Here is a 13,921-nt window from a genome sequence, read left to right as displayed (position 1 = left end):
GTTGTTGCTTTATCGTCTCGCCCATGAGCGCCGAGAACACCACCGAGAACTCCCACCGCCAGCCGTCACGCCTCGGTCGACGGCTGGCAGTGGGTGGTGTGGCCGCGATTGTCGCGGCTGCGGTGGCGGGGATCGGGTTCGTGATCTTCGCGGGCGGTGCCGATTCCTCGAACACCGTCGCGATCGTGAACGCCGACGCGGGAACCACGCTCGACGGCAAGGAACTTCGGGCCGGCGACACCCTGGTGGACACGTTGGGCAAGAACGAAGACTTCGACTTCCAGGTGGTCGACAATCCCGGCGGGAACTACTTCGCGACGTTGACGGTGCCGGAAGACTTCAGCGAAACCGTCGCGTCGATGTTCGGCACTGATCCCCGCCAAGCCAGTGTCGAACTGGCGGTGAATGGCTCGGACCCGGAGAAGTCCGCCGAGTTGACTCGGGCCGTATCGGCGCAGGTCGGCGCGGACGGAATCAAGGGTTTGCTGGCTCAGACTTCGGCCGCGCGGCGCTCGATCGATCAAAACCTCACCACCGCACAGATTCTGGTCGCCGGCACCAACGAGGCCGGAAAGTCCATCGATCAGGTGAAGGCAGGCGCAGGCACTCTGCTGCCGTATCTCGAGACCGCACGCTCGGGAGCGTTGGAGTTGATGAGCGTGGCGGACCAGGTATCCGGCGTGGTCGATCAGGCGTCGGGGTCGGCGGAAGAGCTGGCCACGCGCGCTGACTCACTGGGCCTGACGCTGGGGGAGGCGTCGTCGTCGACCGCGGAATTGAAGACACGGATCGACACGTTGCAAACTGCGTTGAACGGCCTTCCGATCCCGCCCGACGTGACAGCGCAACTGGCCGGTGTGAGTTCGGATCTCGGTGCGCTGAATGCGCAATTGGGCACCGTTCCGGCGCTGTTGGGTGGCTCGGTCGGACCCGATACGGAGCTCGGTGATCTAGTCCGCACCGCTGTCGGGCAGCTGCAAGGCGCGAGCGATCAACTGAGCAGTGCTGCCGGACAATTGAACGACGGACTCATCCCCATCGCCGATCAGGCACCGCAGATGCTCGGCGACGTGACCGATCAGATCACCCAGGGATTCACGACGCTGCAAGGGATCGCCAAGTCATTGGTCACGGGCCTCGACGGCGCAAAATCCGGTATTCCGGCGATGACCACTCCGCAGCAGGTTCAGTTGACCTCGGTGCTGTCGGATCCGGTGGCCGTGAATCAGACCAGCGCGAGCAGTGGTGACTCCGGAACTCGCACACTGGCATTGGTCTTCGGAGCCACGACGGTCCTGCTCGGTGGCGCTCTGCTGACGCGAACGGCGGCGCCCCTGGTGAGGCGCCGCCGTTCGCAAGAAGAGCTGTGACTAGACGATCAGACCTGCGGTCTGGGTACGTGCACGGTCGAAGCGAGCCGAAACGTCGTTCCAGTTGACGATGTTCCAGAATGCCTTGACGTAGTCGCCCTTGACGTTCTGGTAGTCGAGGTAGAAAGCGTGCTCCCACATGTCGAGGAGCAGCAGCGGCGTGAGGCCGATGGAGATGTTGCCCTGCTGATCGTAGAGCTGGACGATGATCAGACGCTGTCCGATCGAGTCCCACGCGAGGATGGACCAGCCGGAGCCCTGGATGGCGTTGGCGTTCGCGGAGAAGTGAGCGCGGAAGAGATCGAACGAACCGAAGTTGTCGTCGATCGCTGCGGCGAGCTCGCCTTCGGGCTTGTCGCCACCGTCAGCGCTGAGGTTGTTCCAGAAAACGGTGTGGTTGGTGTGGCCACCGAGGTGGAACGCCAGGTTCTTCTCGAGCAGGTTGGCCTGCGCTGCGATGGTGTCGTTCTCACGAGCCTCGGCCAGCTTCTCGAGTGCAGCGTTGGCACCGGCAACGTAAGCCGCGTGGTGCTTGTCGTGATGCAGCTCCATGATCTTGCCCGAGATGTGCGGCTCGAGGGCTGCGTAGTCGTAGGGGAGTTCCGGCAGCGTGTAAACAGACACGAGGGTCCCTTCTTTGCGGGCTGGTGAGCCCTGGTGCTTTAGAGTGCGTCGATCACCGGTCACGGCGTGACGTCACTCGCGTATGTGCAAATCATTCTTCGGGTTTCCACCCAATAACATTCGTACACCGTCCGCAACAGTCCGGCTCAGGTAGTAATCACCAAAGAATAAAGTTTGGTTAACCGAACTTAGTCGGATCTAAGGGTAAGCTAATATGCGCAAATTCGTCGTAAAGGTGAACGGAACCTTAAACTTGCGCGATGCCCGCACCAGTTTTCCTCCCGGAATCACCAGAGGCGGCCGCGCCTCGGGTGAATCTTCCGGGCGCTGACCTGCTGCGAGCACTGGCGGTTGCCGCCGTGATCTACTCCCACATCTCTTTTTACGTCATCGACGATCTCGGCTCGGGTTGGTGGGTGATCGACGTCGTTTACGGCGTTCTGATCGAGCCTGCCGAACTCAACCAGCACCTCTCTTTTGTCGGCGTCGCGGTATTCATGATGCTGACCGGCGCTCTGGTGACGCGGTCCGCGATTCGTGACGGCCCCGGAAAGTTCTTGACCAACCGATTCAGCCGCCTGCTGCCTGCATTCTGGGTGGCAACCGCGATTGCCATTCTTCTGGTCCGCCTCGGAATCAACGGAATGTTCAGCGGTCAGGAAGGTATTTCCGATACCGAAGCGTTGATGAGCTTTTTTCTCGGCGGATTCTTTCTCAAGCCCGAGGTAGCGGTTCTCGGAGTGACCTGGACGCTCACCGTCCAGTTCCTCTTCTATCTCGCCTGCGTCGCGGCTCGACCGATACTGCGTCTGCGTCCAATCGTCATGCCGCTCGCGGGCGGAGCACTGTGCTCATTGGTGCTGCTCTACAACGTCTACGCGCCGTTGCCGTACACGGTGCCGATGCTGTCCAAGATCGCCGCGACGCTGCCGGCTGTCTTCCTCGGTCAGATCATGTACCTCGCGTGGGCCAAGCTCGCTCCCGGCCGCTGGCTGATCGTTGCCGTCCTCGTTCAGATGCACGTCATCATCGTGGCGACCCAGTTCCGCGTCTACTGGGCCGGCGAGCACTACCTGTGGACCATTTCGGTAGTCGCCGCAGCGGTAGTTCTCATCGGCCGCTACGACGGTGTCCCGACGCGCTGGTCAGTCGTGAAATGGCTTTCGACGCGCAGTTACATCATCTATCTCGTGCACACCCTGATCCTGTACCGCGTTGTCGAGAACACCGTTTTGTACGTCGGACCGACGCTGGCGTTCGCGCTGTTCCTTCTGGCAACGGCCGCGGTAGCAGAAATCGGCTACCGGTGGGTGGAGCTGCCCGGCGCCCGCGCGGTCACGGCGTGGCGAAACAGCCGCTCACGCGTAGCATCGAAGCATGAGCTGGTACGACGACATTCTGGGACGAGCGTCCGCAAAATCCACGCTGATCGCGCCTGAGGACGCCCTGCCCGGGCGAGAGCAGAAAATGCCGGTACCTACCGCGCACTACGTCAACGGGCATCCGTTGACGCCGCCGTTTCCGGCCGAACTGCAGACCGTCGTCGTCGGGATGGGTTGTTTCTGGGGCGCCGAGAAGGAGTTCTGGCAGCTTCCCGGTGTGTACACAACCGCTGCGGGTTATGCGGGAGGCTTCACCCCCAACCCGACGTACGAAGAAACGTGCTCCGGACGTACGGGTCACACCGAAGTGGTGCTGGTGGTCTTCGATCCCGCAGTGATCTCCTACGAGCAGATCCTGGCGCACTTCTGGGAGAACCACGATCCGACGCAGGGGATGCGTCAGGGTAACGACCAGGGCTCGCAGTACCGTTCGGCGATCTTCACGACGTCCGCCGAGCAGGAAGAAATCGCTCATGCGTCGGCCGTCGCTTTCGGTGAACGACTTGCCGAAGCCGGATACGGCGCGATCACCACCGAAATCGGTCCGCTGCGCGACTTCTTCTACGCGGAGGATTACCACCAGCAGTATTTGGCGAAGAACCCCGGCGGCTACTGCCCGGTGCATGCCACCGGCGTCAGTTGCCCGGTCGGATTGCTCCGTCAGGATCAGGTTCCGGCGCAGACGGACATCCTTCCGCCGAGTGAATAACTGGACAGGTGTTGGAGGACACATGTGATTCAGCTCGTTAACACTTGCAACTAGATCGAAACAAAGGGAATCTCGATGTAAGAGTGTGTCGTCGAGAGAACTGAGCTAATAATGTCAGGTAGTACGCGAGGAACTGCGTCGCTGCTCCGACGCACCATTCATGTAGGCCACGATCCGATGGTTCGCCGCAGTGATCGGATCGAAGGATTCATGTCCTTCGGTCTGATCATTTTCGCGATTCTTCTGCTGCCTCTCGCGGTATGGGCAGGGGCTGCGACGGCTTCGAGCCAGAACGCACTGATCGCCAAACAATCCGCCGAACTACACAGCATCTCGGCGACGACGACTGCAGACTCGACGCAGACCACCCCCTCGACAGCCGATTACATTGCACCGACCACTGAAATGGCCAGCGCGCAATGGAACTGGAACGGTGAGGTTCACACGGGTGATGTCACTGTCGACTCGGCGACGCCCGTCGGCACCGAGGTCCCCATCTACGTCAACGATCACGGCGACAAGACCGTAGCTCCGATCACACAGAGTGCTGCCGACGTCGCAGCCGTGGTGACCGGGGTTTTCACCTGGTTCAGCGTGATGTCCCTGTTGGTCATCGCGTTCATGCTGGTGCGGGTCTTTCTCGATCGTTCCCGCTCGGCCCAGTGGGACCGAGACCTACGCGCGTTCCTCGACGCGAACGCGCTGTAGATCCCGGACCTTTTCTCACTGCAGTTGGGGCATGACCTCGCTTGCGACGAGTTCGAGATGATCCAGATCGGCCAGATCGAGAGTCTGCAGGTACACGCGCTGTGAACCGGCCTCGGCGAAAGTGCCGATCTTGTCGACCAGCTCCGAAGGTGTTCCGGCCAGACCGTTCTCACGTAGCTCGTCCACGTCGCGTCCGATCGCTTCGGCGCGCTTCTTGATCTCCGCCTCGTCGCGGCCGCAGCACAGGACGAGAGCGTTGGAGTACACCAATTCGTTCGGATCGCGCTCGATGTCGATGCAAGCCTGACGAACCCGCGCAAAGATGTCCTTCGTTTCCGCGAGGGACTTGAACGGGATGTTGAACTCGTTCGCGAACCGAGCGGCGAGCGCCGGAGTCTTCTTCTTGCCCGTGCCACCGATCAGGATCGGCGGACCGTCGACCTGGTGCGGTTTGGGAAGCGCGGGAGAGTTCTTGATCTGCACGTGCTTACCGTCGTAGTCGAACGTGTCGCCGACCGGCGTACGCCACAGGCCGGTCACTACGTCGAGAGTTTCCTCGAGCAGTTCGAAGCGATCCTTGAGCGCCGGGAACGGGATGCCGTACGCCTGGTGCTCTTCCTCGTACCAGCCGGCACCGATGCCGAGGTCTACGCGGCCACCACTCATCTGATCGACCTGTGCGACCGAGATGGCCAGCGGTCCGGCGTGACGGAACGTAGCCGACGTCACCAGAGTGCCGAGGCGGATGGTGGATGTTTCGCGGGCGATTCCGGCGAGCGTGATCCACGCGTCGGTGGGTCCGGGAAGGCCGTCGGAATTCATGGCGAGATAGTGGTCCGAGCGGAAAAATGCGCCGTAGCCGAGTTTTTCGGCAGTCTGGGCAACAGTCAGTAGTTGTTCGTAGGTAGCGCCCTGCTGGGGTTCGGTGAATATACGCAGCTCCATGACTTCTACTCTGCCACTATTTTGCGGAGGTCGGGACGACGGCACCGACTTGTCCGGCGCCGAAACACAGCGTCAGTCCCGGCGTTGTCGGCGTGATCTTCACACTGTTTCCGTGGCCGACCAGGCGCACGAATGCCGAGTGCAAACCCTGCGTCACGGGTACCGATACTGCGTCGCCGGACTCCAACGCGACATCGATCGTTCCGTCGGTGCTCGCGAGGTAATTGAGCTGCACCGTCCATTCCCAGCCGGCCAGGGGGCCGTCGAGGGGGAGTTCGGTCGGGCCTTCGGCACGGGTGCCGCAGTTCGGTGCCGCTCCTTCGGGAATCCTTCTCGTCCAGGTCACTTCGGCATCGACAATCCGTCCGCTGTCGTCGATGTTGCGCAGAATCGGAGTGCTGGAAGAAAATTCGGGGCGATCAGGCAGTGGCGCGAGAACATTGCTTGCCAAATTGTTCGGAAAGGCGACGGGAAGGAGCACTTCGATCGCGACGGGTTGCTCGAGCAGTGGAGCATCCTCATTCTGTGACAACGACATTCGCGCGTTGGCGAGGTAGTCGCGAGTCGGGTTCTCGCGCCAGATGTCGACGAACGTGACGGTCGAGACGAGCGAACTGACCACGAAGAGCGCCGACAGGCCGGCGGCGACTGCGACGGGTATCCGGGCCGGACGCCGCCGAGGTGCAGCGAGAATCAGAGCGGCGGCGAGGGCGAACACCGTCGCCGAATCCGTGAAGTAACGCAAGGTCTGCGCCAACTCGTACGTGGTGTCGGCGTCGGATCGGGTAGCGGTCATCGCCACGACAGAGGCCAGGAAGTACAGCGCCGCGGCGACCCAGATCCAGGCAGCGCCGCGTCGGGCACGCACGGTCATCACGACCGTCGTCAGCAGCGCGGCCCAGGCCGCGGCCACCAAGACCGTCGGCGGATCGGCCCAGGCGGGGCTGGGGATCCACCGCTCCCAGCGCCAGGGGCCGCCGAGAAGGGTGGGAAGCATCCCCAAAGACGTGCCGTGATGCAGCAGTTCGGTGGACATGGAACGGCCGTTGCCGGTGATCGGAGATTCGACAGTTGTCAGATACACCGGAATCCAGATCGCGAGCACGGCGGCGCAGGCCGTCCACAGGCGTCGGCACTTCGTGACCGCACTTCGTATCGGCGTTCCTTCACCTTGTGTGCGCAAGTACAGCACCAGAAAAGCGAGTGCCACGAACGGAACGAGCACTGCCTTCTCGAAGAACAGCAGAGAGACGACAAAAACCGCGGTGCCCGAGAACACGTAGCGCACATGTCCGGTGCGGTACAGCTTGATCGCGTCGCCGCATGCCCAGGCAAGCGCGATCTGAAGCGGCAAGGCGTTGAGTGCGGCCGCCCACCACGAGAACGACGGAAGGGTCAGCGGGACGAAGAGATACAGGATCAGCGGAATCAACAGCGCCGGTCGCCAACCAAGGACCAACCGAAGAGTGCGCAGAAGCGCCAACGACGCCGCGGCCTGGCCGATGACGAGCAGCGTTGCCGACAGCGCCCAGTTGTACGGCGCGATGCGGGTGATCAACCCGGTGAAGAAGAAGGCCGCGGGCATGAAGTGACCGTCGTGGTCGTAGAGCAGGAGTTCGCTCGAGAAGAGAGGGAAGCGTCCTCCGCGGCCCATCAGGATGAGGTCGTCCCAGTAGAAGTAATTGCTCGCGGCAACCCAGGCGCGAATGACGAGCTGACATCCGATCAACACGAACGCGAGCTGCGCGACCCGTTTCGGGGTGAACGTCAGAGTTGGCTCGGGCTGTGGAGAAGTCATCGACGGTCATGCTTCCAGGTGTGTCAAAAACCGACTTCCCGCAAAAAAGGGATAACGGTCTTTTCTGTCTTTTCGGGAGCAATTTCTGAATGGATTGTGAACTTTGCCGGGATAAATGACGCCGACGCCCAAAAGTTCACTGACCTGCGGTGTCAAATTCATCCTCGAGCCTGTGCATCGTTCGCTAACACCTGTCAGCAAATTCTCAGGGTCTTGCCCGTGACCTGTGGATAAAGCCCGATTCATTCATCCAGAACTGTGGATGAACCTGTGGAAACTGTGGATAACTCGAGTTTTTAAGTGGCGGAGGTCACATTATTCGAACAATGCAGGTGAACGCGGTGGAGGTTCGATCACAAATCGGGAGTGAATCCATTTGCTGCCGTTACCGATACGGCGTGACAGAATCGAAGTTGTGAGTGTCGTTCAGGTCTGCGCCCGGTGCGCCGCACGATGGCCTGTCGTCGGCGGCCCAACGCAGTGGTGCCCGCGCTGCAGCGGCGTCCTGCTGATCCCCACCCGCACCGAGATCTACCAACCACCCAACCGTCGAGGCTTCCGCTGGATCGCGCGCTCACCGTCCGACCCACGCGGCGTGGGGGACGCACCAGTGCGTCGTAGCCTCACCACCCCGCGCTACGACGCCGTCCCGCAGTGGGGACTCCAGGACATCGTCGACACCTCACCGGTGCCGCCCTCGCGAGCGGACCGGATGGCCGACCGAGTCGGGCCGTTGCTGACACTCGCGACAATCCTCTACGGACTCGCTGTGTTCGCCGAACTGGGCAGATACGCGATCCTGGTGCGTAACCGCACCACGCTGATCCCGCAGTGGCTTCTCACGGTCTCCGACGCCGCCGTGTACTTCACTCAGTTGGGTGGACTGCTGATCTCGGTCTTCGCGGCTGTCGCCGGTGTGTGCTGGCTACTTCGTCGGCGTCATGAACACTTCGCAGGTGCCGGGGAATCCGATCCGCGCACAGCGTCGGAAGTTGTCGTCGGCTGCGCTGTGCCGATCCTCAACCTCGTGATGCCGGCGGTTTATCTCTTCGAGTTGGTCCGCCGCGATCCGCGCGGAACTCTGCTGGTGAAGATCTGGTGGGGCTTCTGGGGGTTCAGCGCTCTGCTGCTGGTGGTCAACGCGTACTGGCGATCACGCCCGGGGATTCAGGCAATGGCCGACGGGGTTCTGCTGAACGCCTTCATCGCATTGGTCGCAGCAGTCACCGCGGCGTTGACGCTCGTCGTGATCCGACGGATCGAGCGCAGGGGTTGGCGCGGCGAACCCGAATCGGAAACTCGATGGGTGCCAGTGCCGCGCTCGGTGCTGGAAGAGAAGACGGTGTTGGAAGAGAAGACGGTGTTGGAAGAGAAGGAGACCGCTGCCCTGTGAGCCCAGATCGTCGAGGTCCACTCGTCGTTGCGCACCGAGGTGCGTCGGCTGCGCGGCCGGAGCACACCCTCGCCGCCTACGAACTGGCCCTCGAGGAGGGTGCCGACGGGCTCGAATGCGACGTCCGGCTCACCCGCGACGGGCACCTGGTCTGCGTTCACGACCGCAAGGTCGATCGCACCTCCAGCGGCACGGGGATAGTCAGCGAGATGACGCTCGATTCGCTGAACGCTCTGGACTACGGGTCGACGAGCGAACCGGCCGAACTGCTGACTCTCTCCGACCTCATCACCCTCGCCCTGGATTTCGCTCGCCCGGTGAAGCTGTTCATCGAAACCAAACACCCCGTGCGGTTCGGCGGCCTGGTCGAAGCAAAACTTCTCGCGGAACTGCACCGCTTCGGGATCGCGTCGCCGCCGTCGGCCGATCACTCTCGCGCGGTGGTCATGTCTTTCTCGGCTACTGCGGTCTGGCGAGTGCGCCGTTCGGCACCGCTGCTGCCGACGGTCCTGCTCGGTGACGCGTCGCGGTACCTCGGCGGTGGTGCGTCGACGGCTGTCGGCGCCACGGCGATCGGGCCGTCGATCAAGGCGCTGCGCGAACATCCCGATCTGGTCGATCGGGCTGCCGCTGCGGGTCGCGCGACGTACTGCTGGACCGTCGACGACAAGGCGGATGTGGACCTGTGTCGTGAGCTCGGGGTCAGTTGGGTGGCCACCAACCATCCCGGGCGCACGAAGCAATGGCTGAGCAGCGTGTAGATTTTGCCCTCGTGGCCAAGAAGAGCAAAAGAAACAGTGGACCGAAGCAGGGCAGCGCACGCGCAGAGAAGCTGGCGGCACGCCAAGCAGAGCGTGAAGCCGCTGCCGGCGCAGTGAACCGCCCGTTCGAGGGCCTTGCCGCCGAGTGCGATCTGGTCGCGCTGCGCGAATTCGTTCCGTCCGCCACGGCTCCGTTGCCGGTCATCGGCTCCGACCGTCCCGTCACGTTGGCGACGGTCCTCCCCGGCGCTGTTGCCGCCCTCGTCCGCGACGAGGGCGAGACGGCCACCGGATTTGTCGGTGTCCAGGTTCAGGCGCACTCTGCAGACCTCGGCGCAGACCTCGCCGCTTCGGTGAACTGGATCAAGGACGCGGCCCCCGGCGACGCGCTTTCTGCCGCGAACCCCGATTCCGAGACACCCGCCGTCACCGAGGTTGTCGATCCATCGGCTCTGCTCGACATCACGGTGCACCAGAACTTCAACTGGTGGATTCCGGAAGGCGTCGAAACCGATCCTGAGGTTGCCGCCACCGTGCAGCACGCCAACTCGGCGATCATGCCCTCTGCACGCCTCGAAGGAGACGGCCTCGTTGCCGCGTGGTGGGTCGACGCCGGCGAGAAGGCGCACCTGCGTTGGGTTCGCCCCGAGAGCGAAGACGACCTGATGCTCGCGTTGGCGCGCGTGCACGCGACCGGTGGACTGCACCTGGGTGAGGGCTCGCGCTACGCAGGCTCGTTCCGCACCCACGGCCTGTTGGTCCCCGTCTTCGACCTCGACCGCGAAAAGCATGCAAACGAGTGGGTAGCGGCAACCGTCGAGCTCGGTGAGCGTCTTGCCGAGGCTCTGGCCGTCGACGCTCCACTGAACTCGGCCGAGCTGCGCTCGCGCGACGGCCTGCGCGGACGCCAGGTCACGCTGCGCTGATTTTTTCGCCAGAACTATAGGCGTTACGCAAAGTTACGGTTAATGTTGGCGGCATGACTTTGTCGCACGACATCTCCGGTAGCGGTCCCACGCTTGTGCTCGTTCATGGCATCGTCCATCGACGGCAGGCGTGGGATTCGCTTTTGGACCAGCTGACGCCGTATCGCCGTGTGGTCACGGTCGACCTGCCAGGTCACGGAGAGTCCCTGCTACCCGAACTCGGTCCGGACGTCATGGGACAGCTGATCGACGACGTCAGTGAGTTCGTCAAGGAAGTGACTCCGGCGGGGGAGCGTGCCCACGTCGCCGGAAACTCACTCGGCGGATGGATTGCACTCTCGCTGGCAGCGCGCGGAGACGTCGCGTCGGCGACAGCTCTTTCGCCGGCCGGGTTCTTTGTCAATCACCTCGATCAGGTGCGGGCGATCAACACGTTCCGTGCACTGCGCGGCACGGCCAAGCTCATGGGCGATGGTCTGCCACGTGCATTGCGGTACAAGCTGATTCGCTATCCGGCGCTCGCCGCGTTCTTCGCTCATCCGAGTCATGTCGGTTATGCGGCGGCGTTGGCCGACTGCCGTTCGCTCGTGTCCAACGAACTCGTCGATCTCGGTCTCGAGATGGACTTCGTGTTGCCGCCCATCGTGGATCCCACTGTGCCGGTGACGGTTGCGTGGGGTCGACGCGATCTCATTCTGCCCGTGTACCAAGCGCAGCGCGTGAAAAAGCCGTTCCCGCAGGCGAAGTTGATGGTTTTGCCCGGACTGGGGCACGTGCCGATGACAGATGCCCCCGAGCTGATCAGTTCGATCCTGCTGGCAGGAAGCGAACCGTTCGGCTCGAGGGCAAAATCCGTGAGTGCTGCAGGCTAGATGGTTCCGCCTGCTGCGTTCGGCGCACCGGTGGTGTCACCGACGGTGCTCATCTCGCGGGACACGAAGTCTTCGAGGTCGAACAGGTTGGCGCCTGCGCGGTCCGCGATGGTGAGAAGTGTTGTCATGCTGGCAACTTCCTCGACCTGCTCCTTGAGGAACCACTGCATGAACTGCTCGCCGAGGTAGTCGCCTTCTTCGCGGGCAGTGCTCGCGAGCTGGACGATCTGCTCGGTGACCGTCTTCTCCTGCGTCAGCGCGAGAGCGATGGGCTCACGGGCATCCTTGAAGTCGGCCTTCGCGGCGTCGACGCCGGTGAGTTCGACGTTGATGTCGCGATCGAGGAAATACTGAACGATCATCATGGCGTGGTTACGCTCTTCCACAGCCTGCTTGTAGAAGTGCTTTGCCAGCTGTGGCAGGTCCGCATTGTCGAAGTAAACCGCTGTCGCGATGTACTGATGCGAAGCGTTGAACTCGTTGCGAATCTGGTCTCGGAGTAGTGCGTGGAATTTGGTCATGTGAGTCTCCCCAGAAGTCATGAATTCCAAGATAGTGCAGGTCAGAGGCCCTGTCATCCCAGTCTGACCTTATTGTGGTAAGCGTTCCCAAACTAAAGAAGACCTAATTTCTTTTCGAATTCGGTGCGGTTATCCATTGGCCCGAAAGCGAATGTTTCATTTAGGAATGTCCTTTTCACCAGGCGAGTTCCGTGCATTTACCGTCACTTCCCTGTAGTTCCACCTGCACAGTGGCGTGCTCCAGTTCGAATACCTCGGCCAGCAAGGTTTGGGTGGCCGCGAGCACCGTAGTGGGATCGGCGTCACTGGCCGCGGTGACGTGAACGGAAGCAACTTCCATCCCCGAGGTGAGTGTCCAGACGTGCAGATCGTGCGCGTCGACGACTCCCGGGAGTGTGTTGATCTTCTCGAGTATCGAGGTGACGTCGATGCGATCGGGAGCCTGCTGGAGCAAGATGCGGACCGCATGGCGGCCCAGGTTGAAGGCGCGCGGCAAGACGAAAAGGCCGATGGCGACGCCGATGACGGGGTCGGCGTAGCGCCAACCGAAAGCGAGCGTGACCAAGCCGCTGACGAGGACGCCGATGGACCCGATCATGTCCGCCATGACTTCGAGGTAGGCGCCGCGGATGTTGATGCTTTCCTTCGCGCCGCTGCGGAGCATCAGGAAGGCGATGACGTTCATCGCCAAACCGACGACGGCGACTATCGCGACGGGGAGGCCCGGAACCTCGGGCGGATCCGAGAATCGGCTGGCCGCCTCGTAGAGCACCCACCCGGCGACTGCGAAGAGCAGGATCGCATTGGCCAGTGCCGCAAACACTTCCGTGCGGTACATGCCGAAAGTGCGATCCGGGCGCCGTGCTGCGCGCTGTGCGACGAGGATCGCGGCGAGCGCCATGAAGATGCCGAAGATGTCGGTGAACACGTGCGCCGAGTCCGAAAGCAGCGCCAGCGACGAGGTGAAGAAGCCGACCGTCACCTGCAGCACGAACGTCACCAACCCGAGGCCGGCGGCGATCCACAGTTTGTTGACATGCTTGCCGCTGTTGCTGGTCGCAGCCTCGGCGGGAGAGATTCCGTGCCCGTGTCCGTGTGACATCGAAGGTCCTTTCGTCGACGTCAGCCTAGACACATATGCATATATGCGCAATAGTGCATGTCTTAAAAACTATGCAACATAGTTGTAAGGTGGCGGCGTAGACCTTCATTTGTCATCGACGCGAGGACCGAGAAGTGGGAAGACATCGAAAATCCGAGCCGATCAGACCCGGCGGGCGCATGGCCGCGGTTTCCGTGGCGACGGGTGCAATCCTGGCGTCCGGCACTTCCATCGGGCACGCATCGCCGCTTCCAGTTGCAGCGGAAGGTCCAGCGCTGGTGTCGGTGCCGGAGATACTCGACCTTGTTCGGACGACGGATCTTGCCGGGATAGCCGAACAACTCGGTAAGACGAGACAACTCGAAGCCGAACGGGCGGCGTTGGCGTACGAGGCAGAAAAGCCGCGGGTGATGGCCCCCGTCAGCGGGACGATGACGTCCAACTTCGGTCCACGCTGGGGAACAACCCATTACGGTCTCGACATCGCAAACTCGATCGGTACGCCCATCGTCTCGGCGACCGACGGTGTTGTGATCGAATCCGGTCCCGCCGCGGGATTCGGGCTCTGGGTCCGCATCCAGCAGGACGACGGGACCGTCGGCGTCTACGGGCACATCAACGAGGCGCTCGTGGTTGCCGGTCAGAAGGTGCGGGCGGGTGAACTGATCGCGACCGTCGGCAATCGTGGACAATCGACGGGACCGCACCTGCACTACGAGGTGTGGCAATCTGACGGGCAGAAGACTGATCCGCTCGCGTATCTGAATTCCCGGGGCGTGTCGTTCGGGGAGAAGGCCGCGAGCGGCTGAA

The 13,921-nt window shown here is 62.3% G+C and carries 14 protein-coding genes; 9 read left to right on the top strand and 5 right to left on the bottom strand.

Annotation, left to right across the window (positions count from 1 at the left end; all coding sequences use genetic code 11):
* Positions 1 to 23: 23 nt before the first annotated feature.
* Positions 24 to 1,370: a hypothetical protein gene (locus B0E55_RS06370; protein WP_080909301.1), complete on the top strand. Its 1,347-nt coding sequence runs from the start codon at positions 24 to 26 to the stop codon at positions 1,368 to 1,370.
* On the opposite strand, the gene B0E55_RS06365 is transcribed toward B0E55_RS06370, so the two are convergent.
* Positions 1,371 to 1,994 (bottom strand): superoxide dismutase, encoded by a 624-nt coding sequence (locus B0E55_RS06365; protein WP_003944189.1) that lies wholly within the window; start codon positions 1,992 to 1,994, stop codon positions 1,371 to 1,373. It abuts the gene before it with no gap.
* Positions 1,995 to 2,254: 260 nt separating this feature from the next.
* On the opposite strand from B0E55_RS06365, the gene B0E55_RS06360 reads away from it, so the two are divergent.
* The 3 genes from B0E55_RS06360 (at position 2,255) to B0E55_RS06350 (ending at position 4,793) form a co-directional block, all read left to right on the top strand.
* The gene (locus B0E55_RS06360; RefSeq protein WP_020968085.1) at positions 2,255 to 3,433 is read left to right on the top strand and encodes an acyltransferase family protein; all 1,179 of its coding nucleotides are present in this window, start codon (positions 2,255 to 2,257) and stop codon (positions 3,431 to 3,433) included.
* Positions 3,372 to 4,085 (top strand): peptide-methionine (S)-S-oxide reductase MsrA, encoded by a 714-nt coding sequence (msrA, locus tag B0E55_RS06355; protein WP_020905733.1) that lies wholly within the window; start codon positions 3,372 to 3,374, stop codon positions 4,083 to 4,085. The genes B0E55_RS06360 and msrA overlap by 62 nt, the downstream gene beginning before the upstream one ends.
* Before the next feature lie 111 nt (positions 4,086 to 4,196).
* The gene (locus tag B0E55_RS06350; protein ID WP_223257952.1) at positions 4,197 to 4,793 is read left to right on the top strand and encodes an Rv1733c family protein; all 597 of its coding nucleotides are present in this window, start codon (positions 4,197 to 4,199) and stop codon (positions 4,791 to 4,793) included.
* Between the two features lie 15 nt (positions 4,794 to 4,808).
* On the opposite strand, the gene B0E55_RS06345 is transcribed toward B0E55_RS06350, so the two are convergent.
* Complete coding sequence (locus B0E55_RS06345) at positions 4,809 to 5,738, bottom strand: LLM class F420-dependent oxidoreductase (protein ID WP_020905735.1); 930 nt, start codon at positions 5,736 to 5,738, stop codon at positions 4,809 to 4,811.
* A gap of 16 nt (positions 5,739 to 5,754) precedes the next feature.
* On the bottom strand, positions 5,755 to 7,536 hold the full coding sequence (locus tag B0E55_RS06340; RefSeq protein ID WP_080909300.1) for a hypothetical protein: 1,782 nt from the start codon (positions 7,534 to 7,536) through the stop codon (positions 5,755 to 5,757).
* Positions 7,537 to 7,951: 415 nt separating this feature from the next.
* On the opposite strand from B0E55_RS06340, the gene B0E55_RS06335 reads away from it, so the two are divergent.
* From B0E55_RS06335 to B0E55_RS06320, 4 genes are read left to right on the top strand one after another with little or no spacing between them, the layout of a single operon-like run.
* Complete coding sequence (locus B0E55_RS06335) at positions 7,952 to 8,929, top strand: DUF4328 domain-containing protein (RefSeq protein ID WP_080909299.1); 978 nt, start codon at positions 7,952 to 7,954, stop codon at positions 8,927 to 8,929.
* A complete protein-coding gene (locus tag B0E55_RS06330) occupies positions 8,926 to 9,690 on the top strand; it encodes a glycerophosphodiester phosphodiesterase (protein ID WP_020968088.1) in 765 nt (254 codons plus the stop codon). Before B0E55_RS06335 ends, B0E55_RS06330 begins: the two co-directional genes overlap by 4 nt.
* A gap of 11 nt (positions 9,691 to 9,701) precedes the next feature.
* A complete protein-coding gene (locus B0E55_RS06325) occupies positions 9,702 to 10,616 on the top strand; it encodes a DUF5926 family protein (RefSeq protein WP_024487903.1) in 915 nt (304 codons plus the stop codon).
* Positions 10,617 to 10,669: 53 nt separating this feature from the next.
* Positions 10,670 to 11,488 carry an alpha/beta fold hydrolase gene (locus tag B0E55_RS06320; RefSeq protein WP_003944129.1) on the top strand — a complete coding sequence of 273 codons (819 nt, stop codon included), beginning with the start codon at positions 10,670 to 10,672 and terminating at the stop codon, positions 11,486 to 11,488.
* Here the strand turns inward: B0E55_RS06320 and B0E55_RS06315 are convergent.
* Both B0E55_RS06315 and B0E55_RS06310 read right to left on the bottom strand, forming a co-directional pair.
* Positions 11,485 to 12,030, bottom strand: coding sequence for a ferritin (locus tag B0E55_RS06315; protein ID WP_024487904.1), 546 nt, complete (start codon positions 12,028 to 12,030; stop codon positions 11,485 to 11,487). The two genes, B0E55_RS06320 and B0E55_RS06315, sit on opposite strands and share 4 nt — an antisense overlap.
* A 154-nt stretch (positions 12,031 to 12,184) precedes the next feature.
* Complete coding sequence (locus B0E55_RS06310) at positions 12,185 to 13,111, bottom strand: cation diffusion facilitator family transporter (protein ID WP_019746373.1); 927 nt, start codon at positions 13,109 to 13,111, stop codon at positions 12,185 to 12,187.
* A gap of 179 nt (positions 13,112 to 13,290) precedes the next feature.
* On the opposite strand from B0E55_RS06310, the gene B0E55_RS06305 reads away from it, so the two are divergent.
* Positions 13,291 to 13,920 (top strand): M23 family metallopeptidase, encoded by a 630-nt coding sequence (locus tag B0E55_RS06305; protein ID WP_021342425.1) that lies wholly within the window; start codon positions 13,291 to 13,293, stop codon positions 13,918 to 13,920.
* Position 13,921 lies beyond the last annotated feature (1 nt).

The organism is Rhodococcus sp. 66b (genome assembly GCF_002076325.1).
GTDB lineage: Bacteria > Actinomycetota > Actinomycetes > Mycobacteriales > Mycobacteriaceae > Rhodococcus_F > Rhodococcus_F erythropolis.
Note: the sequence above shows the minus strand (reverse complement) of the source record. Positions and strands in the feature narration are given on the sequence as shown.

Bases quoted from the DNA above. Each gene is read 5' to 3' on its own strand.
- B0E55_RS06370 (WP_080909301.1), top strand. From the start codon at position 24: ATGAGCGCCGAGAACACCACCGAGAACTCCCACCGCCAGCCGTCACGC.
- B0E55_RS06360 (WP_020968085.1), top strand. From the start codon at position 2,255: ATGCCCGCACCAGTTTTCCTCCCGGAATCACCAGAGGCGGCCGCGCCT.
- msrA (WP_020905733.1), top strand. From the start codon at position 3,372: ATGAGCTGGTACGACGACATTCTGGGACGAGCGTCCGCAAAATCCACG.
- B0E55_RS06350 (WP_223257952.1), top strand. From the start codon at position 4,197: ATGTCAGGTAGTACGCGAGGAACTGCGTCGCTGCTCCGACGCACCATT.
- B0E55_RS06345 (WP_020905735.1), bottom strand. From the start codon at position 5,738: ATGGAGCTGCGTATATTCACCGAACCCCAGCAGGGCGCTACCTACGAA.
- B0E55_RS06340 (WP_080909300.1), bottom strand. From the start codon at position 7,536: ATGACTTCTCCACAGCCCGAGCCAACTCTGACGTTCACCCCGAAACGG.
- B0E55_RS06320 (WP_003944129.1), top strand. From the start codon at position 10,670: ATGACTTTGTCGCACGACATCTCCGGTAGCGGTCCCACGCTTGTGCTC.
- B0E55_RS06315 (WP_024487904.1), bottom strand. From the start codon at position 12,030: ATGACTTCTGGGGAGACTCACATGACCAAATTCCACGCACTACTCCGA.
- B0E55_RS06310 (WP_019746373.1), bottom strand. From the start codon at position 13,111: ATGTCACACGGACACGGGCACGGAATCTCTCCCGCCGAGGCTGCGACC.
- B0E55_RS06305 (WP_021342425.1), top strand. From the start codon at position 13,291: ATGGCCGCGGTTTCCGTGGCGACGGGTGCAATCCTGGCGTCCGGCACT.